This is a genomic window from Streptomyces sp. Q2 (genome assembly GCF_056820935.1).
The window spans coordinates 39,216-65,275 of record NZ_JBXEJE010000017.1; the positions used below are offsets into that span (position 1 = coordinate 39,216).

Sequence of the window (26,060 nt, forward strand, 5' to 3'; positions counted from 1 at the left end):
GGGGCGCGGGGAACTGCGCGACGAGCCCCCAGCGGCCCGCACACGACACACGACCGTCAGAACCCCGGACCGCCCACCTTGTCTCCCGCCGCGGCGAGCCGCCCCCACAACAGGTCGGCCAGACTCCGCACCAACTCGGCCCGCGAGCAGGGCCGTTCCACCAGCCACCAGTCGCCCGCCGCGTGCATCATCCCGACGATCCCGTGCCCCCAGACCCGGGCCAGCTGCTGACTGCCCGGCCCCAGATCCACGCGCTCCTCGATGACCTGCGCCAACTCCTCGCCCATCCTGCGGAGCAGCGGCGCACTGTGCTTGTTGACGTCGAACCCCGTGTCGCCGACCTGACCGCCCTCGGCCGGATGCATCAGGAAGCGGTACACCTGGGGCCGCGCCTCGATCGCCGCCAGATACGTGTCCAGCGTCGCCTCCACCCGCTCCCGCCGGTCCGCCGGAGCGTCCACGGCCGCGCGGAGCGAATCGAGCAGTGCGTCCGTGTGCCGCTTGGCCAAGGCCGCGTAAAGTCCCCCCTTGTCGCCGAAGTGGCGATAAAGGATCGGCTTCGTGATGCCTGCCTCCGCGGCGATGGCGTTCATAGAGGCCTGCGGGCCGTCGCGCAGCACCACTCTGTCCGCGGCCTCCAGCAGCTCACGCCGGCGGCGGTCGGCGGATCGTTGCTGATCGGTCCGCTGCGTGGTGTCCATGAGCTCTCCCCACCCGTGCTGATTAGGTAACGCCTGCGCAAACTAACACCCAGCATGCCTGGGGCATCGAACGGGCTGCCGAGCGGTCGTCGGGAGTTGACTTTTCCTACCCGTGGGTAACAGACTCGGGTTACCGTAAGTAACACGCACGTGCAACGCCGCTGGAGGGGACATGGCCGAGTTCACCATGGAGCTCAACGACGAACAGAAGGAGGTGCGGGACTGGCTGCACGGCTTCGCCGCCGACGTCATCCGCCCCGCGGCCGCCGAATGGGACGAGCGTGAAGAGACTCCCTGGCCGGTCATCCAGGAGGCCGCCAAGGTCGGCATCTACTCCCTCGACTTCTACGCCCAGCAGTACTTCGACCCCACCGGCCTCGGCATACCGATGGCCATGGAGGAACTGTTCTGGGGCGACGCGGGCATCGCCCTCTCCATCGTCGGCACCGGTCTCGCCGCCGTCGGCGTCCTCGCCAACGGCACCGAGGAGCAGATCGGTACCTGGATCCCCCAGATGTACGGCGACGCCAACGATGTCAAGGTCGCCGCGTTCTGCTCCTCCGAGCCCGACGCCGGCTCCGACGTCGCCTCGATGCGCACCCGTGCGGTGTACGACCAGGCCAAGGACGAGTGGGTGCTCAACGGCACCAAGACCTGGGCGACCAACGGCGGTATCGCCAACGTCCACGTGGTCGTCGCCGTCGTCGACGCGGAGCTCGGCTCCAAGGGACACGCCTCCTTCATCGTCCCGCCGGCCACCCCCGGCCTGTCCCAGGGCCAGAAGTTCAAGAAGCACGGCATCCGTGCCTCGCACACCGCCGAGGTCGTCCTGGAGGACGTCCGGGTGCCCGGCTCCTGCCTCCTCGGTGGCAAGCAGAAGCTGGACGAGCGGCTGGCCCGCGCCCGTGAGCGGGCCAAGGCGGGCGGGGAGCGCGTGAAGAACGCGGCGATGGCCACGTTCGAGGCCTCACGTCCGGCCGTTGGCGCGATGGCCGTCGGGACCGCCCGCGCCGCGTACGAGGTGGCACTCGACTACGCCAAGACGCGTGAGCAGTTCGGCCGCCCGATCATCGACAACCAGGGCGTGGCGTTCCAGCTCGCCGACATGCGCACGTCCATCGACGCGGCGCGGCTGCTGGTCTGGCGGGCGTCCTGGATGGCGGTCAACGGCAAGCAGTTCACGGCGGCCGAGGGGTCGATGTCGAAGCTGTTCGCGAGCGAGACGGCGAAGACGGTGACGGCTCAGGCGGTGCAGATCCTGGGCGGGAACGGCTACACACGGGAGTACCCGGTGGAGCGGATGCACCGGGACGCCGCGATCTACACCATCTTCGAGGGGACGAGTGAGATCCAGCGGTTGGTGATCGCCCGGACCTTGTCGGGGATGCCGATCCGGTAGCGCCGCAGAGGCGTGGGTCCGTAGCGGTCTCGCGGCCGACTGTGGCTGGTCACGCCCACGCGGCGGAGCCGCGGATTGATGCAGCCGCGCGCCCCTGAGGCCGCTCACCACGTGACGGGAAGCGCCTCGGGGCCTCGGATCAACGTGCCCTTCTTGAAGGGCACTTCGTTCGGCGGTACGGCCAGCTTCAGCCCCGGCACGCGGTCCAGCAGCGCGTCGACCAGCAGCTCGGACTCCAGCCGGGCGAGCATGGCGCCGGGGCAGGAGTGCGGGCCGAAGCCGAAGGACACGTGGGGATTCGGGCTGCGGGAGAAGTCGATCGTCTCCGGGTAGGGGAAGACGTCCGGATCCCGGTTCGCGGAAAGGTACGACACGTAGATCGCGTCGCCCGCCCGGATCCGCACGCCCCGGATCCCCACGTCCTCCAGGGCGATCCGGGACAGCCCGACGGCGTTGCGGTGCGGGATGTAGCGCAGCAGCTCGTCGATGGCCTGCGGGCGGATCTCCGGCTCGCGGCGCAGCCTGTCGGCCAGGTCCGGGCGGGTCAGCAGGATGTAGAACATCTGGCCGCTGTTGTCGGTGACCGTCTCGCCGCCGGTCTGGAGCAGCACCGCGAGTCCCACGGCCTCCTCCAGCGTCACCTCGCCACGGCCCACGGCGGCGCCCAGCAGCGAGGTGACGTCCTCGCCCAGGCTGCCTTCCCGCAGGGCGATGAGGTCCGAGAAATAGGCGCCCATCTCGGTCTTCGCCCTCTCGCCGGCCTGGGCGCCGTGCGAGGAGGCCAGGATCAGCCGGGTCCAGGTGTGCATGCCGTGCCGGTCGGTCGCCGGGACACCCATCAACTCGCAGGTCACGGCGGTGGGGAAGGGGGTGAGCACGCTCGCCGAGAGGTCGGTCGGCGGGCCGTCCTGGAGCAGCTCGTCGACCAGCTCGTCCAGCATCCGGCGGGACTTCTCACGCAGGCGCTCCACGCCGTTCGCGGTGAACGCGGGGGCGACCGAGCGACGCAGCCGGGTGTGGTCGGGCGGGTCCAGGAAGCCCACCGCGCCATGGGCCGGGACGAAGTGCGGGGCGAGTCGGGTGACCGGCCGGTCCACGACGGCCTCGCGGCTGAACCGGGGGTCGTCGGCCACCATGCGTACGTCCTCGTAGCGGGTGACCAGCCAGGCCCAGCCCTCGCCGTCGGGCAGCTGGATGCGGGTGATCGGGCCCTCGCGCATCAGCTCGGTCAGAACGGGATCGAAGTCCACGCCGGGCAGGTCGAGCGCGGGCCAGTGCCGGATGGGGGGCAGGATCTCGGTGATCGTCTCTTCGGTCATCTCACGCCCTCTCGTCGGGGCGCTGCCAGCGGCCCAGTGCGGTCTCCTGTCCACGATCCCCCGAGGGGGCGACGATCTCGCGCGGAACTGCTCCGTATCGGGGACCTGAGACGCCGGGGACTTGAGGCGCCGGGGATTCGAGACGCCGCGGGAGGCGATCGCTATCCGGTCTGCCCGCTGCTGTGCGCGATGCACGCCACGTCGATCCGGTCGGCCAGCTTGGCCAGCTCGATGGTCAACGCCGCCACCGTGTCCTCGTCGAGCCCGTCCTCCCCGGCTTCGACGAGATGCAGCCACCGGCCGCCCACCGTCCGCAACAACTTGCTGACGTCGGCGGCAGCCACCTGCAAGGTCCCGCGGTCGTCGACGATCAGAGGCAGAGTCACTTCGCGGTTCACAAAGGGGATCGTAGCTGCGGAAGCCTCACGCTCCGTGCCATACGGTCGTGATGTTGCAGAACTCCCGGATTCCGTGCCCGGACAGCTCACGCCCGTATCCGGACCGCTTGACCCCGCCGAACGGGAACGCCGGATGGGAGGCCGTCATCCCGTTCACATACACGCCGCCCGCCTCCAGATCCCGTACGAAACGGTCGACCTCGGTGTCGTCCCGCGTCCAGACGTTGGAACTGAGCCCGAACGGCGAGTCGTTGGCGATCAGCACGGCCTCGTCCAGGTCGGCGGCCCGGTACAGCGTGGCGACCGGCCCGAACGCCTCCTCGCGATGGATGCGCATCTCGCGGGTGATACCGGCCAGGACGGTCGGCGGGTAGTACCAGCCGGTCCCGTCGGGCCGCTCACCGCCGCAGAGCACGTTCGCGCCACCGCGCCGGGCGTCGTCGACGAGCTCCTCCAGATCGGTCCGACCCTGTGCGCTCGCGAGCGGTCCGACCTCCGTGTCGTCCTGCAGCGGGTCGCCCACCTTCAGCGCCTTCATGCCCTCGACGAACCGCTCGGCGAAGGCGTCGTAGACGTCCGTGTGCACGATGAACCGCTTCGCGGCGATGCACGACTGCCCGTTGTTCTGCACCCGCGCGGTCACCGCGACCCGAGCGGCGCGGTCGATGTCCGCGGACGGCATCACGACGTACGGGTCGCTGCCGCCCAGCTCCAGCACCGTCTTCTTGACCATGTCCCCGGCGGTGGACGCGACCGCCCGGCCCGCGGGCTCGCTGCCCGTGAGGGTGGCCGCCCTGATCCGTTCGTCGCGCAGGATCTCGTCGACCGCGGCGGAGCCGACGAGGAGGGTCTGGAAGCAGCCCTCGGGGAAGCCCGCCCGGTGGAACAGATCCTCCAGGTACAGGGCGGTCTGCGGCACGTTCGAGGCGTGCTTGAGCAGGCCCACGTTGCCGGCCATCAGGGCGGGTGCCGCGAACCGGACCACCTGCCACAGCGGGAAGTTCCAGGGCATCACCGCCAGGACCGGGCCCATCGGCCGGTAGCGGACCAGGGCACGGGAGGCACCGGAGTCCTTGACGTCGGAGGCGGCGGGCTCCTCGTCGGCGAGCAGTTCCGGCGCGTGGTCGGCGTACCAGCGCATCGCTTTCGCACACTTCCCGGCCTCGGCGCGGGCCTGCTTGACCGGCTTGCCCATCTCGGTGGTCATGACCCGGGCGATGTCCTGCTGGTCCTCTTCGAGGAGGTCCGCTGCCCGGTGCAGGAGGCGGGCGCGCTCGGCGAAGGATGTCGTCCGGTACGTGCGGAACGTGGCCTGCGCGAGCTGGAGCCGGCGCTCGATCTCCTCCTCGCCCATGGCCTCGTACGTCTTGAGTGTCTCGCCGTTCGCCGGGTTGACCGTTGCGATGGGCATGGCTGACCTTCCTGGGGACGAACTCCTGTTTCCGACCTTCCCGCGCGGCGGTGGGGACCGCAACGCGTAGGCCTCCGCTCAGGCCGAGTGCTCCGCCAGGCGGTCGAGAAACGCGGTCTGCGCCGTGACGATCACGGCCCGCGCGCGCTCCAGGTCGAACCACTCCACGCGGTCCAGCTCCGGGAACTCCCGGGTCTGCCCGGACCTCGGGGGCCACTCCATCCGGAAGGTGCCGGGGGTGACGGCCGCCGGATCGAGGTCCGCCTCGATCGCCCACACCGTGACGACCTTGCCGCCGCTCTGCCGGACCTCGCCGAGCGGTACGGCCTCGCCGTCCGGCGGCGGCAGCCCCAGCTCCTCCTGGAACTCGCGGCGGGCCGCTTCCCAGGAGGGCTCGTCGGCGTCGTACTCGCCCTTCGGCACGGTCCAGGCTCCCGCGTCGCGCCGCGCGAAGAAGGGGCCGCCCATGTGGCCGAGCAACACCTGAGGGCCGTGGTCGGTGTGGCGGAACAGCAGCAGGCCCGCGCTGCGCTTCCCGGTCACGGTGCGACCTCCGGGTGGGCCGCCAGCAGCATGTCCACGGTGTCCGCCTCCGCCGGGCGCTTGTCCTCGCGGTAGCGGATCACGCGGGCGAAGCGGAGGGTGACGCCGGCCGGGTAGCGGGTGGACTTCTGCAGGCCGTCGTAGGCGATCTCGACGACCAGTTCGGGGCGTACGGTCACCACGTAACCGTCGGTGTCGACGGCCAGCTCCTGGAGCCGCTCGGTCTGCCAGGTCAGCATCGCGTCGGTCATGCCCTTGAAGGTCTTGCCGAGCATCGCGAAGGAGCCGTCCGCGGTGCGGGCGCCGAGGTGGAGGTTGGAGAGCTTGCCGGTGCGGCGGCCATGGCCCCACTCGGCGGCCAGGACGACCAGGTCCAGGGTGTGGACGGGCTTGACCTTCAGCCAGGACGCGCCGCGCCGGCCCGCGCTGTAGGGCGCGTCGAGGGACTTCACGACAACGCCCTCGTGACCGCGCGCCAGGGTCTCGGCGAGGAACCCCTCGGCCGCCCGCACGTCCTGCGGCCCGGACACCAGCGTCCGGCGCACCCGCATCGGCTCGGGCACCAGCCGGGCCAGTTCCGTGTGCCGTTCGGCGAACGGCAGGTCCAGCAGGTCGCGGTCGTCGACGGACAGGGCGTCGAAGAAGACGGGCGAGACGGGGACGGACCGGGCCGCCGTCGTCACGTCCACGCGGGAGCCGACCCGGCCGGCGGTCTCCTGGAAGGAGCGGGGGCGGCCGTCCGCGTCGAAGGCGATGACCTCGCCGTCCAGGATGAAGCGCTCACCCCGCAACTCCAGGGCGGCCGCGGTCAGTTCGGGCAGCCGGCCGGTGATGTCGTCCAGGGTGCGGGTGTACAGCCGTACGGCGTCGCCGTCGCGGTGGATCTGGACGCGGATGCCGTCGAGCTTCTCCTCGACCGCGCAGGAACCCAGCTTCTCGACCGCCTCGGCGACCGAGGAGGCGCTGTGCGCCAGCATCGGCAGGACCGGGCGGCCGACGGTCAGCCGGAAGCGGTCCAGGGCGGCGGGACCGTCCGCGAGCAGGGCTTCGGCCACCGTCTGGAGCGAGCCCGCCAGCATCACGGCCCGCCGGACGTCCGCCGACGGTGCCCCGGTCGCCTGGGCGAGGCCCTCGATCGCGACCGCGTCCAGCGCGCCCTGCCGCACCTCTCCGCTGATCAGCCCGAGCAGGAACCGCTGCTCGTCCGCCGTGGCCGCGCCCATCAGTTCGCCGACCAGCCGGGCCCGCTCGGCCTGCGAGCCGGCGCCCGAGACCTTGCCGAGCGCGCTGAGCAGCGCGTCCACCTCGCGCACGGTCAGGGCCGGCTCGGCGGCCGGGGCGACCGGGCGGCTCAGCACCTTCCAGCCGACGCCGAGCCGGCCCTGCGGCAGGCGGCCCGCCAGATACGGGATGACGATGGGCACGTCCGCCGCCTCGGCGTCCCGGAAGAGCTCGGCGAGAAGCGCGATCTTCCGGGAGCGCGCCGAGGTCGCGGCGACCTCCTGGGACACCTGGGCCAGCCGGGTCAGCAGCATGCAGCCATGGTGCACCGCCGACGGGCGCTCTACACCCGGACGGCCGCGACGGCCGCGACGGCCGCGTCCAGGTCTGTCATCAGCAGCTCGCCGTTGATCGTGGCGCCCGCCCGGTAGCCGCCGGCCGCCGCGTTCACGACCTGCTCCGCGAAGCCCATCGCGTTGCCCGCGGCCCACACACCGGGCACGGTCGTCAGACCCGTCTCGTCGACCACGGGGTACGCACCGAAGGGGGTCTCGCGGAGCTCGGCGCCGAGGCGTCGGAGCAGATCGGTCTGCGGGACGGCCCGGGGCGCCACGAACAGCACCTGGCGGTCGTGGGTCGTGCCGTCAGTGAGGCGGATGCCGGTGAGCCGGTCGTCCTCCGTGACCAGCGCGGAGACCTCGCCGGGGACCACCTTGACCCCGGCCGCGGCGAGTCTGCGCAGGTCGTCGTCCGACAGTTCCTCCTCGGCGACCTTGTGCAGGAAGAAGGTCACGTCCTTCGACCACTGCGACACGATCAACGCCTGGTGCACGCTCATCGGGTTGGTGGCGAGCACGCCGAACGCCTGGTCGCGAACCTCCCAGCCGTGGCAGTACGGGCAGTGCAGCACGTCCCGTCCGAAGCGCCCTGCGAGGCCCGCGACCTCGGGCAGCTCGTCCCTCAGGCCGGTCGCGATCACGAGGCGCCGGGCGCGCACCGTGCGCCCGCCGGCCAGGTCCACGGCGAAGCCCTTCCTGACGTCCACCACCCGGTCCCGGACGAGCTCGACGCCGTACCGCGCGATCTCCTCCCGGCCGACCGCCAGGAAGTCCGCCGGGGACATCCCGTCCCGGGACAGATAGCCCTGCATGTGCGCGGCGGGAGCGTTGCGCGGCTCGTCCGCGTCGACGACCAGCGTGTGGCGCCGGGCCCGGCCCAGGACCAGCGCGGCGGACAGCCCGGCCGCGCCGCCGCCGACGACGACCACCTCGTACGTGTCGATGTTGTTCTCGGTCATGTTCTCGGTCACGGTGACCACCTCCACTGAGACAGTCGCGCGAACGCTGCCGCATTGACAAACGTGTTTGCCGAAACTGCAATGGCCTCATGAGTGACGACGACATGGACGAGGTTCTCGCGGAGGTCGGGCCCCGGCTGCGGCGGATCCGCAAGGAACGGGGTGCCACGCTGGCCGGGCTGTCCGAGGCGACCGGCATCTCGGTGAGCACGCTCTCCCGGCTGGAGTCGGGGCTGCGCAAGCCCAGCCTGGAGCTGCTGCTGCCGATCGCGCGGGCGCACGAGGTGGCCCTGGACGAGCTGGTGGGAGCACCCGCGGTGCGCGATCCCCGGGTGCGGGCCGAGCCGATCAGGCGGCACGGACGCACGTACTGGCCGCTGACCCGCCAGCCCGGCGGCCTGCAGGCCTTCAAGGTGCTGGTACCGCAGCAGGAGAACGAGCCCGAGCCGCGGACCCATGAGGGCTACGAGTGGCTGTACGTGATGTCGGGGCGGCTGCGGATGGTGCTGGGCGATCACGACATCGTGCTGACCACGGGGGAGGCCGTCGAGTTCGACACCCGCGTGCCGCACTGGTTCGGGTCGACGGGGGAGGGGCCGGTCGAGTTCCTCAGCCTGTTCGGGCCGCAGGGCGAGCGGATGCACGTGCGGGCGCGGCCCAAGCGGTCGTGACGCGCCTTCGTGACGCATCTGACTGTTCCCTGATCGGCAAGCGACCGCTTAGTATGCGGGGGACCCCGGTCAGACGACACGTGAGCCGAAGGGGCGCGCCGGGGTCGGGAGACCGAGCGCGCGGAGGCCCGAGGGGCTGAGCACGGTCGGTCTCCCGACACCGGCTGAGGCGCTCCCGAGGCGAACAAAACAGACACAGTCCCGTGAGTCCCGTGGAGGCCCCGCATGCAGGCATGGCAAGTGCACGAGAACGGCGAGCCGGGCGAGGTGATGCGCCTTTCGGACGTGGCGCGACCCACGCCCGGTGACGGCCAGGTCCTGCTGAAGGTGCGCGCCGCGAACATCAACTTCCCGGACGCGCTCATGGTCCGGGGCCACTACCAGGTCAGGCCGCCGCTGCCGTTCTCCCCGGGTGTGGAGATCTGCGGCGAGACCGAGGACGGGCGGCGGGTCATCGCCAACCCCGCGCTGCCGTACGGCGGTTTCGCCGAGTACGCCGTCGCGGACGCCGCCGCTCTGCTGGCCGCCCCCGACTCGCTGGACGACGCCGAGGCCGCGGCCCTGCACATCGGCTACCAGACGGGCTGGTTCGGTCTGCACCGGCGGGCCCGGCTGGAAGCCGGCGAGACGCTGCTCGTCCACGCTGCCGCCGGAGGGGTCGGCAGCGCGGCCGTGCAGCTCGGGAAGGCGGCCGGCGCGACCGTGATCGGTGTCGTGGGAGGCGCCGAAAAGGCCGCCGTCGCCCGGGAGCTGGGCGCGGACGTGGTGATCGACCGGCGCGGCGAGGACGTCATCGCCGCCGTGAAGGAGGCGACCGGCGGCCGGGGGGCCGACGTGATCTACGACCCCGTCGGCGGTGAGGCCTACACCCAGTCGACCAAGGTCGTCGCCTTCGAGGGCCGGATCGTCGTCGTCGGCTTCGCGAGCGGGACGATCCCCAGCCCCTCGCTCAACCACGCGCTGGTGAAGAACTACTCGGTCCTCGGCCTGCACTGGGGCCTGTACAACACCAAGAACCCCAAGCTGGTCCAGCACTGCCACGAACAGCTCACCGAGTTGGCCGCCCGGGGCGCGATCAAGCCGCTGGTGAGCGAGCGCGTGCCGCTGGGCGGGGCCGCGGCCGCGGTCCAGCGGGTCGCCGACGGCGTCACCACCGGCCGGGTCGTCGTCGTCCCCGGCCTCACCGAAGGAGGCGCGGCATGACCGACGCAGCCGAACTCAGGCGCCGTACCGCACAGTTGCTGGACGCGTACCCGCCCGCGACCACCGGCCGGACCGACTTCCTGAAGGCCCGCTTCGACGCGGGGCTGGCGTGGGTGCACTACCCGCAGGGCCTCGGCGGACTCGGCGCCGCCCGTTCCCTCCAGGCCGTCGTGGACACCGAACTGGAGGCCGCGGGCGCCCCCGACAACGATCCGCGGCGCATCGGCATCGGCCTCGGGATGGCCGCGCCGACCATCCTCGGCTTTGGCACCGAGGAGCAGAAGCAGCGGTACCTGCGGCCCCTGTGGGTGGGGGAGGAGGTCTGGTGCCAGCTGTTCAGTGAGCCCGGCGCCGGATCCGACCTCGCGGCGCTCGGGACCCGGGCCGTGCGGGAAGGCGACGACTGGGTGGTCAACGGGCAGAAGGTGTGGACGTCCAGCGCCCACCTCGCCCGGTGGGCCATCCTCATCGCCCGCACCGACCCGGACGTGCCCAAGCACCGGGGCATCACGTACTTCATCTGCGACATGACCGACCCGGGTGTCGAGGTACGGCCGCTGCGCCAGATCACCGGCGAGGCCGAGTTCAACGAGGTGTTCCTCACCGACGTCCGCATCCCCGACTCCCGCCGTCTCGGCGAGGTCGGCGACGGCTGGCGGGTCGCGCAGACCACGCTGATGAACGAGCGCGTGTCCATCGGCGGCATGCGGCTGCCCCGCGAGGGCGGCATGATCGGCCCGGTCGCCAAGACCTGGCGCGAGCGCCCCGAACTGCGCACCCACGACCTCCACCAGCGGCTGCTCAAGCTGTGGGTCGACGCCGAGGTGGCCCGCCTCACCGGAGAGCGGCTGCGCCAGCAGATGGTCGTCGGCCAGCCCGGTCCCGAGGGCTCCGGCATGAAACTCGCGTTCGCCCGCCTCAACCAGGAGATCAGCGGCCTGGAGGTCGAACTCCTCGGCGAGGAGGGCCTGTTGTACGAGGACTGGACCATGCGGCGACCGGAGCTCGTGGACTTCACCGGCCGCGACGCCGGCTACCGCTACCTCCGCTCCAAAGGCAACAGCATCGAGGGCGGGACCGACGAGGTCCTGCTGAACATCGTCGCCGAGCGTGTCCTGGGCCTGCCCAGTGAGCCGCGCAGCGACAAGGACGTCGCCTGGAAGGACCTGGCCCGATGAGCGCACAGCCCGATCTGCTGTACTCGGAGGAGGAAGAGGCACTCCGCTCCGCCGTCCGCGACCTGCTCACCGACCACTGCGACGCGGCGGGCGTGATCGCCCGCACCGAGACGGACACGCCGCACGACCGCTCGCTGTGGAAGGCGCTCGCCGACGGCATGGGCCTCGCCGGGCTCCTGGTGCCCGAGGCGCAGGGCGGACAGGGCGCGAGCCATCGCGAAGTCGCCGTCGTGCTGGAGGAGTTGGGGCGGGCCGTCGCCCCCGTGCCCTACCTGACCAGTGCCGTCGTCGCCACCGAGGCGCTGCTGGCCTGTGCAGCGGGTGACCTGCTCGCCGACCTGGCGTCCGGCCGGCGGATCGGCGCCCTCGCCGTCGCCCTGAACGTCGCTCCGGGCGCCGCCTACAAGGCCGTACGGCTGGAAGACGCAACCCTGCACGGCAGGCTCACCGGCATCGCGGACGCGGCCGCGGCCGACGTGCTGCTGGTGCCCGCCGAGGACGGCGGGCTGTACGCGGTCGACGCGGACGCCGTGACGATCACCCCGCAGGTCTCGCTGGACCTGACCCGGCCGCTCGCGACCATCACCCTCGACGGGGCCTCCGCCCGTCGGATCGGGGACGCCGAGCCGGCCGTACGGCGGGCGCTGCGGGCCGGAGCCGGGCTGCTCGCCTCCGAGCAACTCGGGCTCGCCGACTGGTCGTTGACGGAGACGGTCCGGTATCTCAAGGAGCGCAAGCAGTTCAACCGGCCGGTCGGCGGGTTCCAGGCGCTCAAGCACCGGCTCGCCCAGCTGTGGCTGGAAGTCGTCAACCTGCGTGCCGCCGCCCGCAACGCGGCGGACGCCCTCGCGACCGGCGAGGACACCGACGTGGCGGTCGCCGTCGCCCAGGCGTACGCGGGCTCCGTCGCCGTGCACGCGGCCGAGGAAGCCGTCCAGCTCCACGGCGGCATCGGCATGACCTGGGAACACCCGGCCCACCTGTACCTGAAGCGGTCGAAGGCCGACTCGATCGCGTACGGGACGGCCGGCGCGCACCGGGAGGCGGTGGCCGAACTCGTCGGCCTCCAGGCTCCCTGACGTCCACCGGCCGAAGCCGACGAGAAGCCCGCCCCACCTGGGGCGGGCTTTTCCGTGTGCCCCGCCCGGCCGAAGTGAACGGACAGCGGCAGTCCGGCCAACTCCTCTCCAGGCTCTGCTCCTTGGGCCCTTCCGGAACGCATACTCTCTGCGGTCCCGTAAGGCCTACCAGGGAGGCAGAGCATGGCCCTCACCACCCGCCGCAGAGCCCTCACCACCCTCGGCGCCGCCCTCGCGGGCACGGTCGCCCTGCCCGCCGCCAGTGCGCTGGCCGGCGAACAGAGGCACCGCCCCCGGCCGTTGTGGCGCGCCCACGCCCACAACGACTACGAGCACCCGCGCCCCCTCCTCGACGCCCTCGACCACCGCTTCGGCAGCGTCGAGGCCGACATCCACCTCGTCGGCGACCAACTCCTCGTCGCCCACGACCCGGTCGACCTCGACCCGGCCCGCACCCTCGAATCCCTCTACCTCGACCCCCTCGCCGCCCGCGTCAGGGCCAACCACGGATCCGTGTACCGGGGTTACCGCAAGCCGCTGCGACTGCTCATCGACATCAAGACCGAGGGTTCCTCGACGTACCTCGAACTCGACCGGCATCTCAGGCGCTACCGGCACCTGTTCACGACGTACGTCCACGGCCGCGTCCTGCCCGGCCCGGTCACCGCCGTGATCTCCGGGGACCGCGCCGCCCGGACGCCCATGGAGGCGCAGACCGTCCGGCGCGCCTTCTACGACGGCCGGCTCGCCGACCTCGGCACCACGGCGCCCGCCTCCTTCGTCCCGCTGATCAGCGACAACTGGACGCTCCACTTCACCTGGCTGGGAGTGGGCGCCTTCCCGGACGCCGAACGGCACAAGCTGCGGACCATCGTGCGCACGGCGCACGCACGCGGGCAGAAGGTCCGGTTCTGGGCCACCCCGGACGTGGCCGGCCCCGCCCGGGACGCCCTGTGGGCCGAACTGCTCGCCGCCGACGTCGACTGCCTCAACACCGACGACCTCGCCGGACTGGAAGCCTTCCTGGACGCCCGCCGGTAGACACGGACATCACACGTTCGGCGGACAGGTCAGCTGCCCCGACGAAGCCTCCACTACGCCACACTTGCGGCCGAAAGCCGCTAACCGGGCGTGGTGGAGGAGGTTGACGATGGCGATTTCCATCTCTGTGGTGATGCTGCTGCTGATCCTGGCGGTGATCTTCCTGCGCAACGGCGGACTGAAGGTCTCGCACGCGCTGGTGTGCCTGCTGCTCGGCTTCTCTCTGGCCAGTACGAGCATCGCCCCCACGATCAGCAGCGGCCTCACGGCGACGGCGGGCATCGTCAGCAGCCTGAGACCTTGAGACCTTGAGGCCTTCAGCCTCTGGCCTAGGGTTTGGAGAAGATCCCGATGCCGTTCGGGACGGGGCGTTCCTGACCGCCGGAGGGGTTGTTCCGTACGGCGACGGCGGTGGCGCCCGGCTTGCGGGTGACCAGGGTCGTCGAGCCGCCGCCGTCCAGGCTGAAGCCGTGTACCGCACCCAACTCCCGCAGGACGTACGCCACTTCGGAGATCGTCAGTCCGGACCGGTACTCGGGCGCCCCGTCCAGCGCGAGCAGCAGCAGGCGCCGCCCGCCGTCCGCGACACCCACGGCCGTGCGGACCGCCGAGGTGGTGTCGTCGAGGCCCGGCAGCGGCCGGCCGTACCGGAGGAGTGGGTAGCCGCCGAGCGCGAAGCGGAACGGAATCCGCGACGAGGACGCCACCAGCCGGTGCCGTACCGTCACCGCCTCGCCCACGGACAGCTTCCGCAGGTGCTGCGCGCCCGCCTCGCGTCCGACGAGCACCGTGCTGCCCACGGCGACGGGCCCGCTGCCGGGGCGGCCCGCGGTCGACACGACCCGGCCGCCGCGGACCGTCACCTCGTAGGTGTCCGTGCTGCACGGGGCGGCACGGTCCGTGTCCGTGCCGCAGGTCGCCCGGAGCCGGGAGGCGCTGCCCCAGTCCGCGGTGAACGCCCCGACGGACCCGACCGGCAGCGCGTACTGGTTCAGCCCGCCGAGCGGCAGCCGTCCCTCCGGCGTGCCGACCGAGCCGTCGAGGGCCAGCGCGCCGATCCGGGCCCGACGGTCGATGCCGACGCCGATCACGTCCTCGGTGCTCGTTCCGGGCGGCAGCGCCGGACCGAACCGCTGGCCGTCCGGCACCGCCGCCTTGAGGGTGTGGCCCCTGGCGATCGCCGGTCCCACGCTCGCGCCGGTGGCCTCGACGCCCGGGTGCTGGGTCTCGGTGATGTTGAAGAAGTCGCCGTTGACGCCCGCCACCGCGCCCGTCGCGTCGGCCAGTCCGGAGACGGGGGCCGCCCGGCCACCGCCCCCGGGTACAGCAGGTCCACGCGGACGCGCGGGTTGCGCAGGTCGACGGTCAGCACATGGGCGTGCGCGGGCCCCTTGGCCGCCGGGATGTCGAACTGCTCGTACCCGACGCCCGCCGCGATCCGGGTGCGCGTCTGCCCGGCGTCGGCCGGTGCCGCCCCCACCAGGGCCGCACCGGCCAGCGTGCCGAGTGCCGTGAGTAACGTCAGTGCCGATCTGCCCGCGCCGAACCGCCCTTGACGATGCGTCACAGTTCCCCCTGAGGTCTCGTCAACTGTTCCAGAACTCAGGGGAAGTGCACCAGACGGCGAGGGCCGTCGGGGTGGCTAGGCGCCGACGACCCGCGAACGGGTGAGGAAACGCACCCCCTCGGGGGCCTCCAGCGAGAACCCGCTGCCCCGGCCCTCGACGACGTCCACGATCAGCCGGGTGTGGCTCCACACCTCGTACTGGCTCCGCGACATCCAGAACGTCACCGGCTCCTCGACCCCGGCCACGTCCAGCTCCGCGAGCAGTATGTCCGAGCCGCCGGTGCGGAACTCGCCGGCCGGGTAGCACATGGGGGCGCTGCCGTCGCAGCAGCCGCCGGACTGATGGAACATCAGCGGACCGTGCGTCTCGCGCAGCCGGCGCAGCAGGTCGGCCGCGGCGGGGGTGAGCTGGACGCGGGGGGCCTCGTCGTGGACGGGAGGTGCGGATTCTTCGGGCATGGTCACCGAGTGCAGCACGGGGAAGGTTGCGAGGGGGTTGCGGGTCAGCCGCCGTACGGCGTGAAGTGCGCCGGCGTGTGGTCGATCGGCAGGTCCGGGCGCCAGGCGGTGAGGCCCTGGGCGCTGCACACGAACAGGTTCTCCGGCAGCCGGTCCAGGGGGAACCAACGCCAGTCGCCGACGCGTTCACCGGGCTGGTCGCCCGCCTCTCCGTGCCAGGCCGTCACCCGGGTGGCCACGGTGAGCCGTACGACACCGTCGACGTGGTCCAGGAGCGTGCCGAGGAGCCGTACGTCGGCCGGGCGGGCGTCGATCCCGGTCTCCTCACGAAGCTCCCGCACGACCGTCTCCGGGAACGACTCGCCGGGTTCCACCGTGCCGCCGGGCAGCTCCCAGGTGCCCCTGCGGTGCCGGCCCAGCAGCAGCCCGCGAGGGCCGTACAGGATGGCGCCGACACCGATCGCCGCGTGGGGGACCGGCGGGCGGGAAGTGCGGGGGCGGGAGGAGACGCGGACGGGGCGGGTCGCCCGGAAGACCCGGTAGGAGGCGTGGTTGCCCTCGTCCGGCGAGTCGAGGACGTCGACCCGCTCGACCCGCAGACCGTGCTCGGCGAGCAGGCCGGACCAGAGCTCCGGGGTGAGGACCCACATCCGTACGGTCGTCTCGCCGCCGCCGGCGAGCGGCAGGATCTCGGGCCGGGACGTGACGACGGACGAGGGACCGTCGCCGTGCGAGTTGGTGTGCAGCACGGTGAAACACAGCGTCCCGCCGGGCCTGAGCGCGCCGGCCAGGGCGGGCAGCAACCGACGGGGATCGATGTATGGCACGGCGTTGACGGAGTAGATGACGTCGTACGGCTCGGCCGCACGCAGGTGCTCGACGGCGTCGGCCTCGACGAGTCGCAGGCCGGACAGCGAACCGTAGCGGGCGCGGGCCCGTTCGCACTGACTCGGCGAGGAGTCGACCGCGTCCACGCGGGCGCCATGGGCGCGGACGAGATGCGCGGCGTGCCGGGCGGGGCCGCAGCCGAGGTCGAGGACGCGGCGGCCCGACAGCTCCCCGAGGATCTCGTCCCCCGGACCGGCACCCCGAAAGCCCCAGTCGATCCGCTCCACCTCCGGCAACACGGTGCCCCGCCGCAGGTGATGGGATCCGTACGCGTGCCACGCCTCGGCGTTGACCGACTCGGCACTCTCGGGGCCGAGGGGGTGCGGGCCGGTCACGCGGCGGCCGTGGCGGTGAGGACGCGTACGTTCCCCAGCCCTTCTCGCCGGGCCCCGCAGCAGGGGCCCGGCACCCGCTCCCCGGGACCGGGCGCGGTCCCGGTCCCGGTCTGCTGCGGTCCGGTCATGGAGCGGCCTCCCCTGGTCGGCTTACAGTCGGCGGCCTGCGACGGTGACGACGCCGATGGCCTTCGCCGCCGTGGTGTTGTCGTACACCACGGCACCGGTGGACTTCTTCCAGATCTCGATCCGGAAGGTGTCCGGGCCGTCGGTGGCGGTGATACGGAAACCGTAGCCAGCCGTACCGCCCACCGTCCCGGATCCCTGGTAAACGGCTCGGGTTCCGGTGACCACCAGCCAGTCGGAGCCGGTGGAGCGGAACTTCAGCCGGGCGGCGCCGAAGTCGAAGGTCGCCGTCCCGGACGGGACGGTGGCGCCCTTCTTGTAGTCGGCGGCGAAGGAGAAGGCGGCAAGGCCGGTCAGCGCGGGCCCGGCCGGGTAGGCGCCCGCCGGCGAGGTCATGACACCGACTCCGGACGCGGGGCCGGCGCCGCGGTCGTAGACGACCAGCTCGGGCAGGGTCGTACGGTCCGACCCGCCGTCGTCGTCGGTCACCGTGACCTCGGGCCGGCGGATGCCCGCCGAGGCGTAGGTGTGGGCGGCCGTGCAACCGGAGGCGGTGACGGTGCCTGCCGTCGGCTCGGTGCCGTCCTTCCAGTCGACCGCGCAGGTGTGGGTGTCACCCGTACCGGGGTCACCGAACGTGGTGGTGACGACCGTGCGACTGCCCGCCGCGACGGGTGACTTCGGGCCCTGGGCGGAGGTGATCGCCGGTGCCGCGTTGGCGACGGTGACGGTGGCCGTGTCGCTGCTGCGGCCGCCGGTGAGGGCGACCTCGTAGGTGCCGTTGTCCGTGCAGGTGATCGTGGTACGGGCCGCCCCGGCGTCCGCGAACGTGCAGGGCGCGCCCTGCTGGACCGTCCACTTCGGGCCGCCCGCACCCGAGACGGTGCCGTCGATCCGGATCGCGTCGCCCTCGGTGCCGTCGGCGTCGGGGCCCGCGTGGACGACGGTCACCGGGTCGATGCTCGTCAGGGTCGGGACGACCTTCTTGATCAGGCCGTCCGCGTCGAACTCCAGCTTGTCGATGGTGGTTTCGCGGTGGGTGCCGTCACCGCCGGGGATGGCGAAGCGGTGGTAGGCGATGTACCAGTCGTCGGTGCCGGGGACGTGGACCACCGAGTGATGGCCGGGGCCCTTGATGCCGAGCGAGAGGTCCTTCTCCAGGATGATGCCGCGCTTGGTCCAGGGGCCGGTGGGGGAGGGGCCGGTGGCGTAGGCGACGCGGTAGTTCTCGTCGCGGGTGTCGTTCTCCGACCACATGAAGTAGTAGGTGCCCTTGCGCTTGACGACGAAGGAGCCCTCGTTGTAGCCGCTCGGGGTGATGTTCTTGATCTTCGTGGCGTCGAGGGACGTCATGTCGTCGTTCAGCGGGACCACGTAGGCGCGGCCGTTGCCGAAGTAGAGGTACGACGTGCCGTCGTCGTCGGTGAAGACCGCCGGGTCGATCATCTGGCCGGTCAGCTGGCCCGCCTTGAGCAGCGGCCGGCCGAGCGGATCCTTGAACGGGCCGGTGGGCGAGTCGGAGACCGCGACGCCGATGTTGGCGTCGGCGCTGAAGTAGAAGTAGTACTTCCCGTTCTTCTCGGCCATCGTCGGCGCCCAGGCCCGGCTGTCCGCCCAGCTGACGTCAGGTCCCAGGTCGAGGATGACGCCGTGGTCCTTCCAGTGGACCAGGTCGGTGGAGGAGTACGCCTTGAACTGCGTGCCGCTCCAGCCCGGGAAGCCGTCGGTGGTCGGGTACAGGTAGAAGGTGTCGCCGAACCTGACGATGTTCGGGTCGGCGTTGAGCCCCGGCAGGACCGGGCTCTTCATCACCAGTGCCGTGACCGTCCAGGTGCGCTTGGCGCCGTCCGAGCCGGTCACCTCGTACGTCACCGGCTCGGTGAAGTCGTGCAGCGTGCCGGAGGCCGGGCTGATGGACGCGCCGTGGGCGAGGGCGAACTCCGGTGCCAGGGCCGTGAGATCGCTGCCCTCGGCCAGCGGGAGGGTGATCCTGCTGTCCGCGTCGTCGACGATCGCGTCGGTCTTCAGCGCGGGGTGGGTCGCCGCGGCGATGCCCGTGGTGTTGCCGCTCAGCTCCAGGACCTCGGTCGGCGACAGGGCCCGGTTGTAGATCCGGAAGTCGTCGACCTCGCCGCCGAAGTAGGGGTCGGGGGAGTACAGGGACTTGCCGATGTAGCCGGAGTAGCCCTTGGAGGAGTCGTAGAGCTCGGACGGCTTGATGGTGACCCCGGTGGCCCGGGCCGCCTCGATGCCGTCCACGTAGAGGACCGCCGTCTCGGTCGCGCTGTTCACGGTGACGGTCACGTGCTGCCACTTGCCGGCGGTGAGCGGTGAGCCCGCCGTCATCTGCTTCTCGCCCGACCAGGTGGCCTTCGTGATCGCCGAGAAGAGCTTGCCGCCGCCGTTGGAGGGGGAGGCGAAGAGGTACTTGTTGTTGTCCGGGCCCAGGCCGAAGAGCCACTGGAAGTTGTCCCCGCCCTTCCACTTGACGTGGGTGGAGACGGTCACGCTGTCGGCGTTCTTCAGGACGCCGTTGGGAATCCTGACGTACGGCGAGGTGGTGGAGCTGCTCGTACCGCCGGACATCTTGAACGAGCCGCCGTCCACGCCGGTCCCGAAGTCGGGCGTGCGCACGTACGTGCCGTGGTAACCGTGGCCGCTGGAGTCGCGGGCGATGTTCCCGCCGGTCTCGTCGAAGCCGTAGTCCAGGAGCAGGTCGGCGGGTACGTCGGGGCCTTCGGCGGAGACCGTGACCTCGGCGTTCAGGGTGATTCCCTCGGGCAGGGTGCCCGTCACCGTGAAGGTGCCGGCCTGTGCGTACGCGGATTCCGGTACGGCCGCCCAGTCCACGGAGACGGGACGCTCGACGCCGTCGGCGTACTTCGCGATCACGGTGGCCGGCAGGACCGGCGCTTCACCGATCCGCGTCTTCACCGCGGTGTCCTCGACGCTCTCGACGAGCTGGTCGGGCTGGTAGGCGCGCAGCAGGCGGTCGTACTCGGCCTGGGTGACCGGGAGCACGGTGCCGTGGCGCGGCTTGGCGGGCAGGTCGTAGCCGGTGGAGGGGGTCCAGGCGCCGGAGGCGAGGTCCGTCGTCTCGAAGGGCAGATAGCCGCGGCCACCGAACTCGTCGAGGAACGCGTACCACTTCTCCTCGGTGTTGGACTTGAACACCAACGGACCTTCGGCGGCGTTCATCGCGCCCTTGCCGATGCCCTCGGCTACCGCGGTCCAGGACGTGTTCAGGAGCGAGTCGCTCTTCTCCTCGAAGATGAACTTGCTGTTGGGCGTCGAGGAGGTGTTGTTCCGCTCGTCCTTCGACAGACGGAAGTACGTGCCGTCGTGCTGGATCACCGTGGAGTCGATGACCGAGTAGCCGCGGTCGATCCACACCTTGGGCTCGCTGAAGGTGTGGAAGTCGCGGGTCGTCGCGTACATCATGCGGTTGTACGTGTCGCCGGAGTGCGCCTCGTTGTCGTACAGCTTCGAGGCCCAGAAGACGACGTACTCGCCGCGCTGCGCGTCGTAGAACGCCTCGGGCGCCCAGGTGTTGCCCGCGCTGTCGGGGGAGACCTTCACCAGGCGCTGGTCGGTCCAGTGCACGAGGTCGGTGGACTCCCACACCATGATCGACTTGCTGCCGGTGCGCTGGGAGGCGTCCCAGTCGCCGTTGCCGTAGATCCTGAGGTCGGTGGCGATCTGGTAGAACTTGTCGCCCTCGGGGGAGCGGATGATGAACGGGTCGCGCAGGCCCTTCTCGCCGAGCGTGGAGGTCAGGACCGGCTTGCCGTCGTTCAACTCCCGCCACTTCAGGGGGTCGTTGCCCTTGCTGAGGGCGGCGTAGAGCTGCTCGCCGTCGGAGGTGCCTTCGCCGGTGAAGTAGCTGAACATGTAGCCCTTGAGGGCCTGCTTCGCGGGGAGTTCGGGGACCTTGGCGGTGAGGGTGCGGGTGGTCTTCGCCTCGCCCTTGGTGACGGTCGCGGTCAGGTCGACGGTGGTGGCGCCGTCGCCGTGCGCGGGGCGGTGGACCGTGCCGTCGGCGGCGACCACGTCCGGCCGCGCGGAGGTCCAGGTGACGTGGGTGCCGTAGGTGCCGTCCGCGGGGAGGGTGAGGTTGCCACGCACGTCGTCGAGGTTGTGGACGGTCAGTGCCTCGGCGGCCTGCCGGGTGGCGGTCTCGTCGTCGAAGGAGGCGAGGACCGTGACGTCGAAGGACCTGGTGTCGGTGACGGTGCCCTTCTTGAGGGTCGCCGTGAGCGTGGCGTGGCCGTCCGGCTGGCCGGCGGCGGGGCGGGTCACCTTGCCGGTCTCGGACACGACTGCAGTGTTGTCGCTCGCCCAGCTGACCGAGGAGCCGCCGGCGGGGCCGGTCTTCGGCAGGTCGAGGTCGGCGGTGACCGCGGTGGTGTCGCCGAGGGTGAGGGCGGCCTTGTCGTCGGTGACGCCCTGGGTGGCCACCGGGAGGGCGAGTTGCTCGACCTCGGTACCGGCGAGCGCCCGGTCGTACATCCGGAAGTCGCGGATCCGGCCCTTGAACAGTTTGTCGCCGGAGTACACGGACTTGCCGATGTAGTTGGCGGTGGTGCTGCCGGACCCGATGGCGCCGGGGGTGATGGTGACCGAGGTGTTGCGGGCCACCTCGACGCCGTCCTCGTAGAGGACGCCGGTGCTGCCGGTCTGCGTGTAGGTGACGTGCTTCCACACGGCGCGGGTCAGGTTGTGGGAGTCGGCGGGCCTGGTGGTCTGCTCCGTCGACCAGTTGCCGGTGGCGATGGAGGTGCGGAAGGAGTTGCCGGTGGTGAACAGGTAGCCGTTGCCGTTGCCGCCGCTGGTGTTGCCGAAGCCGTAGAGGAAGTACGGGGTGCTCTGGGCGGAGTCGATCCGCACGTCCATCGAGACGGTGATCGCGTTCATGCCCTTCATGACGTCGTCCGGCACCTTGATGTAGGTGTCGGACCCGTTGAAGGCGAGTCCCTGACCGGAGGGCGACCAGCCGGCGGAGCCGTTGACCGTGCCCGTCCGGCCGTGGCCGGAGGCGTCGGTGGCGGTGGAGCCCGAGGCGGCGTCGAGCGGGTACCAGAGGGCGAGGCCGTCGGTGATCTCGGCGGCGCCGGCGGTCGGTGCCGCCTGAGCGGGGCCGGCGGGACCCGCGAGTCCCAGCAGCAGTGACGCGGCGGTGAGCCCGGCGAGAGGGCCCGCCCAACGTCTCGCGCGGGCGCGCAGTCGTGCGATGTGCGTCATGTGGAGTTCCCCTGCTGAGACACGGTTGACGAAGGGGCCTCGGCCAGGGGCGCCCCGCTGTTTCGGCTGTGTGACGTCGTGTTGCGAGAGTGTCAATCGGGGTGTGGGGCAGCGTCAAGAGGTTTCGAACAATGTCCGACAGGCCGAACGTCCCCGTGGGGAGAGACCGTTGGACGCTCTGGGCCGGAAGCGGATCGGTGTCAGGCCGGCCGCACCAGGCCGGACTCGTAGGCGAACACCACGGCCTGGACCCGGGCGCGGGCGCCGATCTTGCCGAGGATGTTGCTGACGTGGGACTTCACCGTGGTCGGGGCGATCGACAGCCGCGCGGCGATCTCCGTGTTGGACCAGCCGGAGGCGACGGCGATCAGCACGTCGCGTTCGCGTCCGGTGAGCCGGTCGAGTCCGGCCTCCCGCTCGGTGGGACGGGAGGGGCGTTGTTGACGTACGGCGTCGATGAGCGCGCGGGTCAGGCCCGGGGTGATGACGGCGTACCCGGTGGCGACGATGCGGACGGCCGCGGTCAGTTCGTCCGGGGTGGCGTCCTCGAGGAGGAACCCGCGGGCTCCCGCGCGTAGGGCCGCCTGGGCCTGCCTGTCGAGGCCCGCGCTGGTCAGGGCCAGAACCTGCGGCGGGTTCCGCACGGCTGCGACGGCATCGGACGGGCCGGCCAGGGTGGGGGGCCGGGTGATGCGGCGGATGGCCTCGATGCCGCCGCTCTCGGGGACGCGGGCGTCCATCAGGACGACGTCGGGGCGCAGTTCGGCGCTCATGCGGACCGCCTCGAAACCACCGGACGCCTCACCGACGACCGTCAGGTCGGGCTGGGCCGCCAGGAGCATCCGGAAGCCGAGGCGCTGCAGCGCCTGATCGTTGACCACGAGTACGGAAGTCATGCCGGGTGTGCCCCTCTCACGTCTGAACGAAACGGTTTCGTTCACATGGAAAGGCTAGTCCTGACCTCTATCGAAACGGCGGCGTTTCTGTTGTGGCGTGGGTCACATTTCGGGAGCCAGTGGACTCCGTCAGGCCGCGCTTTCGGGGCGCCCCGCGGTGCAGGGGCGTCCCGAGCGCGATCCACGAGCGTTCAGTGGTAGGCGTGGACGACCGCGTGACCCTTGCCGCGGCCGATCATCCACTTGTTGACCGGCGTGGTGATCAGGAAGGCGACCGCGAAGCCGCCCAGCAGGGCCGACCAGAACAGTCCGTCGGAAAGGTGGGCGTCCATCGCGCCGGGGGTGAGGGCGATGATGCCGTTGTCGACCAACTCCATCACGGCGATGGAGACGGTGTCGGCGGCGAGCGCGACCTTGATCGCCGTCCTGAGGTCCAGGCCGGCCCGGCGGACGGCGAACAGCGTGAAGGAGTAGCCGAAGAGGAACGCGAGCGCGATCGCCAGAACCATGGTGGGCACGTTGCCCCACATCAGGGCGGTGCCGATGACCATGCCGAGGATCTCGCCGATGGCGCAGCCGGTAAGGCAGTGCAGGGTCGCCTTTGCGGCCATTGCCCAGGACGCTCCGCCCGGCGAGCCGTGGTCGGCGTGACCGTGGCCGGCGTGACCGCGGTGGCTCTCGTGGGCGGCGTGGTGGTGCGCGGTGCCGGTCTCGTGAGCGGTGTGGTCCATGACCTTCTTCCCCATTTCCGGTCCGGTGTGGCCCGTCTTCTGGGCTTACGGTCACCAACCATATACCCCCAGGGGGTATTCCCTCAAGGGAGTGACGCCTCGGTCGCTGCCTCAGTGCGAAGGTGTTGACCGGTCCCGGGGCGGGGCGCGGCAGTCCCGCGTACACGCCGCCGTCGCGCACGGTCGAGTCCGCGGTACGGAGCCGACGGCGGTGCTCGCCGTGCCGCCACGGCGACGGCACGGTTGCCGGTCCGGCCGACCGGACGGGAGGCGGAGGGCGCCGAGGCCGGTCGCCACGGAGCACGGGAAGGGGCAGCTGCCTCGTCCTCAACAACGACTGCGGGAGCGTCGAGGCCTGCTTGGAACCGGGAGCAGGGCCCGGGGGCAGGGGAACAGGGGGCAGGGGACCGCGGCTCAGGCCTCGTGGGACAGGGGACAGGGGGCCGCGGCACAGGCCTCGTCGGTCATGGGCGCCATCATCCCGGCCTCGCCGTGGTCCTTCCGCGTGCCCGTGGTGCCGAGGTGAAAGGTGTGGCCGTGCAGGTGCGTCGGATGCCACATCGGCGCGTGCCGGCGCCGCTTACGGCCGGGGCGTGTGCGGGCCGTGAGCGGGGCGGTGGCCACGGTGGTGCGGCGGCTGTGCCGCGCCGGCGGGCTGTCGGGGGCCTCCCGATGGGCCGGCGGCACTGGGCCGCACACCGGTCAGCGTGACGGTGACGAGGCGGTGCACCGCGGCCTCGGAGGGCAGGTCGCCGGCCGCGGTGAGGGCGTGCAGGCAGTAGCTCGCGAGTTCGCCGGGCGCGATGTCGTCGCGGACGTCGCCGGTCTTCGCCGCGTCGGCCAGCAGGCCTTCCACCATGCCGTGGAGCCGCTGCTGCGCCTGGGTGATCTGCCGGTCGCGGTGCAGGAACGCCGCCAGGTCGCCGTCGTGGTGTCCGCGGGCCGCCCGGGAGATGACGGCGAACGCCCTCAGCACGGCTTCCAGGCGCTCTCCGGGCCCCTCGGCTCGGTCGCGGACCTCGGCCAAGTGGTCGAGGTGATGGCCGATCTGCCGCTCGTGCCAGGCGAGCAGGATCGACTCGACGTCCGGAAAGTACTTGTACAGCGTCGCGCGGCCGATGCCGGAGTCCTTGGCGATCCGGGACATCGTCACCGCCGTCAGTCCGTGCTCGGCGACCAGTGCCGCGGTGGTTTCCAGGACCGCGGTGCGCACGGCGGCGCGGTGCGCGTCGATCGTCTCGTTCCACAGCTTGGGCACCGCCTCAGCATACGGTCCGGCGGCATGGCGACACTGTGCATTGACAGAGACACTGTGTCTCGATAAAGCTGAGGCCGTCAGGCCCTCTTGGACAGCGCACGCACCGGGCGACACCCGCCCCGCCGGGCCGAACGAAAAGGAACGCCATGCCAACCGCCGAAGCCCGCGTCGAGACCGGACGACCCAGCCGGTACCTCATCCAGCTCTGCAAGCACTTCTCCACCAAGGGCCGGCACCTCGGCCACCGGCTCCACTCCCACTCGGGGGGTGACGGGCAGGCGCTCCGTGACATGCGGGCGGTGGCCGAGCAGGCACGGGTCGAGTGGTCCGACACCGAGGGTCAAGTCGACCTGCCCTGGGGGCAGATCGCCCTGCGGACCGGCCCGGGTGCGCTGATGCTGCGCGTCGAGGCCGACCAGGAGGACGACCTGCGGCGGCTGCAGGATCTGGTCGCCGGGCACGTCGAGCGGTTCGGCCGGCGCGACGGACTGCGGGTGAACTGGCAACAGGCCGAACCTCCCGCCGAAGCTCCCCGAGCCGCAGCTGCCCTCGGTCGCGGGCCCGGCCCGGGCCGACCCGCCCGGGGGCGGCGCGNGCAGGATCTGGTCGCCGGGCACGTCGAGCGGTTCGGCCGGCGCGACGGACTGCGGGTGAACTGGCAACAGGCCGAACCTCCCGCCGAAGCTCCCCGAGCCGCAGCTGCCCTCGGTCGCGCCACGGCGCCGGAACGAGGCGCCGTGGCGAGCCGAGGGCACCTCAAGGTGACGGGCCTCGTGGCCGTCGTCGTCCTCGTCCTCGCCGTCCACGTGGGACTCGGCGGTGTCCTCCTGTCCAACTGGCGGTGGACCGGCTGGGCCGTCGGCGGCCTTCTGGCCGCCGTCGTGCTGAAGGTCACGCTCCTGGGCGGCTTCGCCGTCCGTCACGGCCGAGCCTCGAAGGGCCGCTGAACAGCGGGTGGCGGCCAGGACGTGCTGGGCGCCGACAGTCGTGAGCGCCCGGGGCCGGCTTCCCGACACGGTGGCCGGTCTTCCACGTCCTCCTGCCGTCGTCGGCGTGCGGTCGTGCGGGCGCCGGCGTGAACGCCGCGGAGCCCGGACG

Annotated in this window: 22 protein-coding genes and 1 pseudogene; 8 read left to right on the forward strand and 15 right to left on the reverse strand. The window is 71.6% G+C overall.

Annotation, left to right across the window (positions count from 1 at the left end; all coding sequences use genetic code 11):
• Nucleotides 1-56: 56 nt before the first annotated feature.
• On the reverse strand, nucleotides 57-701 hold the full coding sequence (locus ACWBNA_RS19785; RefSeq protein ID WP_482705749.1) for a TetR/AcrR family transcriptional regulator: 645 nt from the start codon (nucleotides 699-701) through the stop codon (nucleotides 57-59).
• A 172-nt stretch (nucleotides 702-873) separates the two neighbouring features.
• Between ACWBNA_RS19785 and ACWBNA_RS19790 the strand changes: the two genes are divergently transcribed.
• Complete coding sequence (locus ACWBNA_RS19790) at nucleotides 874-2,100, forward strand: acyl-CoA dehydrogenase family protein (protein WP_482705750.1); 1,227 nt, start codon at nucleotides 874-876, stop codon at nucleotides 2,098-2,100.
• Between the two features lie 104 nt (nucleotides 2,101-2,204).
• Here ACWBNA_RS19790 and ACWBNA_RS19795 read toward each other — a convergent pair whose 3' ends face one another.
• From ACWBNA_RS19795 to ACWBNA_RS19820, 6 genes are all read right to left on the reverse strand, one after another.
• Nucleotides 2,205-3,419, reverse strand: coding sequence for a cytochrome P450 (locus ACWBNA_RS19795; RefSeq protein WP_482705751.1), 1,215 nt, complete (start codon nucleotides 3,417-3,419; stop codon nucleotides 2,205-2,207).
• A gap of 161 nt (nucleotides 3,420-3,580) precedes the next feature.
• The gene (locus tag ACWBNA_RS19800) at nucleotides 3,581-3,817 is read right to left on the reverse strand and encodes a DUF6213 family protein (RefSeq protein WP_053751099.1); all 237 of its coding nucleotides are present in this window, start codon (nucleotides 3,815-3,817) and stop codon (nucleotides 3,581-3,583) included.
• Between the two features lie 25 nt (nucleotides 3,818-3,842).
• A complete protein-coding gene (locus ACWBNA_RS19805; RefSeq protein WP_482705752.1) occupies nucleotides 3,843-5,228 on the reverse strand; it encodes an NADP-dependent succinic semialdehyde dehydrogenase in 1,386 nt (461 codons plus the stop codon).
• A gap of 78 nt (nucleotides 5,229-5,306) precedes the next feature.
• Nucleotides 5,307-5,771 carry an NUDIX hydrolase gene (locus ACWBNA_RS19810; RefSeq protein WP_482705753.1) on the reverse strand — a complete coding sequence of 155 codons (465 nt, stop codon included), beginning with the start codon at nucleotides 5,769-5,771 and terminating at the stop codon, nucleotides 5,307-5,309.
• A complete protein-coding gene (locus ACWBNA_RS19815; RefSeq protein WP_482705754.1) occupies nucleotides 5,768-7,306 on the reverse strand; it encodes an ATP-dependent DNA ligase in 1,539 nt (512 codons plus the stop codon). Before ACWBNA_RS19815 ends, ACWBNA_RS19810 begins: the two co-directional genes overlap by 4 nt.
• A 29-nt stretch (nucleotides 7,307-7,335) precedes the next feature.
• Entirely contained in the window at nucleotides 7,336-8,289 is a 954-nt protein-coding gene (locus ACWBNA_RS19820; protein WP_482705871.1) for an NAD(P)/FAD-dependent oxidoreductase, read from the reverse strand.
• Nucleotides 8,290-8,378: 89 nt separating this feature from the next.
• On the opposite strand from ACWBNA_RS19820, the gene ACWBNA_RS19825 reads away from it, so the two are divergent.
• The 6 genes from ACWBNA_RS19825 to ACWBNA_RS19850 all read left to right on the forward strand — a co-directional run bounded on the left by ACWBNA_RS19825 (nucleotide 8,379) and on the right by ACWBNA_RS19850 (nucleotide 13,765).
• The gene (locus tag ACWBNA_RS19825) at nucleotides 8,379-8,960 is read left to right on the forward strand and encodes a helix-turn-helix domain-containing protein (RefSeq protein WP_482705755.1); all 582 of its coding nucleotides are present in this window, start codon (nucleotides 8,379-8,381) and stop codon (nucleotides 8,958-8,960) included.
• Nucleotides 8,961-9,185: 225 nt separating this feature from the next.
• Complete coding sequence (locus ACWBNA_RS19830; protein ID WP_482705756.1) at nucleotides 9,186-10,163, forward strand: NADPH:quinone oxidoreductase family protein; 978 nt, start codon at nucleotides 9,186-9,188, stop codon at nucleotides 10,161-10,163.
• On the forward strand, nucleotides 10,160-11,341 hold the full coding sequence (locus ACWBNA_RS19835) for an acyl-CoA dehydrogenase family protein (protein ID WP_482705757.1): 1,182 nt from the start codon (nucleotides 10,160-10,162) through the stop codon (nucleotides 11,339-11,341). The genes ACWBNA_RS19830 and ACWBNA_RS19835 overlap by 4 nt, the downstream gene beginning before the upstream one ends.
• Nucleotides 11,338-12,420 carry an acyl-CoA dehydrogenase family protein gene (locus ACWBNA_RS19840; RefSeq protein ID WP_482705758.1) on the forward strand — a complete coding sequence of 361 codons (1,083 nt, stop codon included), beginning with the start codon at nucleotides 11,338-11,340 and terminating at the stop codon, nucleotides 12,418-12,420. The genes ACWBNA_RS19835 and ACWBNA_RS19840 overlap by 4 nt, the downstream gene beginning before the upstream one ends.
• A 183-nt stretch (nucleotides 12,421-12,603) precedes the next feature.
• A complete protein-coding gene (locus tag ACWBNA_RS19845) occupies nucleotides 12,604-13,461 on the forward strand; it encodes a phosphatidylinositol-specific phospholipase C/glycerophosphodiester phosphodiesterase family protein (protein ID WP_482705759.1) in 858 nt (285 codons plus the stop codon).
• 109 nt (nucleotides 13,462-13,570) lie between these two features.
• Complete coding sequence (locus ACWBNA_RS19850) at nucleotides 13,571-13,765, forward strand: hypothetical protein (RefSeq protein ID WP_217242001.1); 195 nt, start codon at nucleotides 13,571-13,573, stop codon at nucleotides 13,763-13,765.
• A 25-nt stretch (nucleotides 13,766-13,790) separates the two neighbouring features.
• Here ACWBNA_RS19850 and ACWBNA_RS19855 read toward each other — a convergent pair.
• From ACWBNA_RS19855 to ACWBNA_RS19890, 8 genes and pseudogenes are all read right to left on the reverse strand, one after another.
• Nucleotides 13,791-15,028, reverse strand: a pseudogene (locus tag ACWBNA_RS19855) (phosphodiester glycosidase family protein).
• Nucleotides 15,029-15,103: 75 nt separating this feature from the next.
• Nucleotides 15,104-15,487: a DUF779 domain-containing protein gene (locus ACWBNA_RS19860; protein WP_482705760.1), complete on the reverse strand. Its 384-nt coding sequence runs from the start codon at nucleotides 15,485-15,487 to the stop codon at nucleotides 15,104-15,106.
• Nucleotides 15,488-15,531: 44 nt separating this feature from the next.
• Nucleotides 15,532-16,710 (reverse strand): bifunctional class I SAM-dependent methyltransferase/NUDIX hydrolase, encoded by a 1,179-nt coding sequence (locus ACWBNA_RS19865; RefSeq protein WP_482705761.1) that lies wholly within the window; start codon nucleotides 16,708-16,710, stop codon nucleotides 15,532-15,534.
• Nucleotides 16,707-16,838, reverse strand: coding sequence for a hypothetical protein (locus ACWBNA_RS19870; protein ID WP_482705762.1), 132 nt, complete (start codon nucleotides 16,836-16,838; stop codon nucleotides 16,707-16,709). The genes ACWBNA_RS19865 and ACWBNA_RS19870 overlap by 4 nt, the downstream gene beginning before the upstream one ends.
• 22 nt (nucleotides 16,839-16,860) lie before the next feature.
• Nucleotides 16,861-22,077, reverse strand: coding sequence for a family 43 glycosylhydrolase (locus ACWBNA_RS19875; RefSeq protein WP_482705763.1), 5,217 nt, complete (start codon nucleotides 22,075-22,077; stop codon nucleotides 16,861-16,863).
• Nucleotides 22,078-22,277: 200 nt separating this feature from the next.
• A complete protein-coding gene (locus ACWBNA_RS19880) occupies nucleotides 22,278-22,973 on the reverse strand; it encodes a LuxR C-terminal-related transcriptional regulator (protein ID WP_482705764.1) in 696 nt (231 codons plus the stop codon).
• 191 nt (nucleotides 22,974-23,164) lie between these two features.
• Nucleotides 23,165-23,704 carry a DUF4396 domain-containing protein gene (locus ACWBNA_RS19885; protein WP_482705765.1) on the reverse strand — a complete coding sequence of 180 codons (540 nt, stop codon included), beginning with the start codon at nucleotides 23,702-23,704 and terminating at the stop codon, nucleotides 23,165-23,167.
• 580 nt (nucleotides 23,705-24,284) lie between these two features.
• Nucleotides 24,285-24,962, reverse strand: coding sequence for a TetR family transcriptional regulator (locus ACWBNA_RS19890; protein ID WP_482705766.1), 678 nt, complete (start codon nucleotides 24,960-24,962; stop codon nucleotides 24,285-24,287).
• Nucleotides 24,963-25,108: 146 nt separating this feature from the next.
• Between ACWBNA_RS19890 and ACWBNA_RS19895 the strand changes: the two genes are divergently transcribed.
• Nucleotides 25,109-25,909, forward strand: a complete 801-nt coding sequence (locus tag ACWBNA_RS19895) for a DUF2218 domain-containing protein (protein ID WP_482705767.1) — start codon at nucleotides 25,109-25,111, stop codon at nucleotides 25,907-25,909.
• Nucleotides 25,910-26,060: the final 151 nt, after the last annotated feature.

Bases quoted from the DNA above. Each gene is read 5' to 3' on its own strand.
- ACWBNA_RS19835 (WP_482705757.1), top strand. From the start codon at position 10,160: ATGACCGACGCAGCCGAACTCAGGCGCCGTACCGCACAGTTGCTGGAC.
- ACWBNA_RS19840 (WP_482705758.1), top strand. From the start codon at position 11,338: ATGAGCGCACAGCCCGATCTGCTGTACTCGGAGGAGGAAGAGGCACTC.
- ACWBNA_RS19880 (WP_482705764.1), bottom strand. From the start codon at position 22,973: ATGACTTCCGTACTCGTGGTCAACGATCAGGCGCTGCAGCGCCTCGGC.
- ACWBNA_RS19825 (WP_482705755.1), top strand. From the start codon at position 8,379: ATGAGTGACGACGACATGGACGAGGTTCTCGCGGAGGTCGGGCCCCGG.
- ACWBNA_RS19820 (WP_482705871.1), bottom strand. From the start codon at position 8,289: ATGACCGAGAACAACATCGACACGTACGAGGTGGTCGTCGTCGGCGGC.
- ACWBNA_RS19830 (WP_482705756.1), top strand. From the start codon at position 9,186: ATGCAGGCATGGCAAGTGCACGAGAACGGCGAGCCGGGCGAGGTGATG.
- ACWBNA_RS19795 (WP_482705751.1), bottom strand. From the start codon at position 3,419: ATGACCGAAGAGACGATCACCGAGATCCTGCCCCCCATCCGGCACTGG.
- ACWBNA_RS19850 (WP_217242001.1), top strand. From the start codon at position 13,571: ATGGCGATTTCCATCTCTGTGGTGATGCTGCTGCTGATCCTGGCGGTG.
- ACWBNA_RS19845 (WP_482705759.1), top strand. From the start codon at position 12,604: ATGGCCCTCACCACCCGCCGCAGAGCCCTCACCACCCTCGGCGCCGCC.
- ACWBNA_RS19805 (WP_482705752.1), bottom strand. From the start codon at position 5,228: ATGCCCATCGCAACGGTCAACCCGGCGAACGGCGAGACACTCAAGACG.
- ACWBNA_RS19875 (WP_482705763.1), bottom strand. From the start codon at position 22,077: ATGACGCACATCGCACGACTGCGCGCCCGCGCGAGACGTTGGGCGGGC.
- ACWBNA_RS19860 (WP_482705760.1), bottom strand. From the start codon at position 15,487: ATGCCCGAAGAATCCGCACCTCCCGTCCACGACGAGGCCCCCCGCGTC.
- ACWBNA_RS19785 (WP_482705749.1), bottom strand. From the start codon at position 701: ATGGACACCACGCAGCGGACCGATCAGCAACGATCCGCCGACCGCCGC.
- ACWBNA_RS19815 (WP_482705754.1), bottom strand. From the start codon at position 7,306: ATGCTGCTGACCCGGCTGGCCCAGGTGTCCCAGGAGGTCGCCGCGACC.
- ACWBNA_RS19790 (WP_482705750.1), top strand. From the start codon at position 874: ATGGCCGAGTTCACCATGGAGCTCAACGACGAACAGAAGGAGGTGCGG.
- ACWBNA_RS19885 (WP_482705765.1), bottom strand. From the start codon at position 23,704: ATGGACCACACCGCTCACGAGACCGGCACCGCGCACCACCACGCCGCC.
- ACWBNA_RS19870 (WP_482705762.1), bottom strand. From the start codon at position 16,838: ATGACCGGACCGCAGCAGACCGGGACCGGGACCGCGCCCGGTCCCGGG.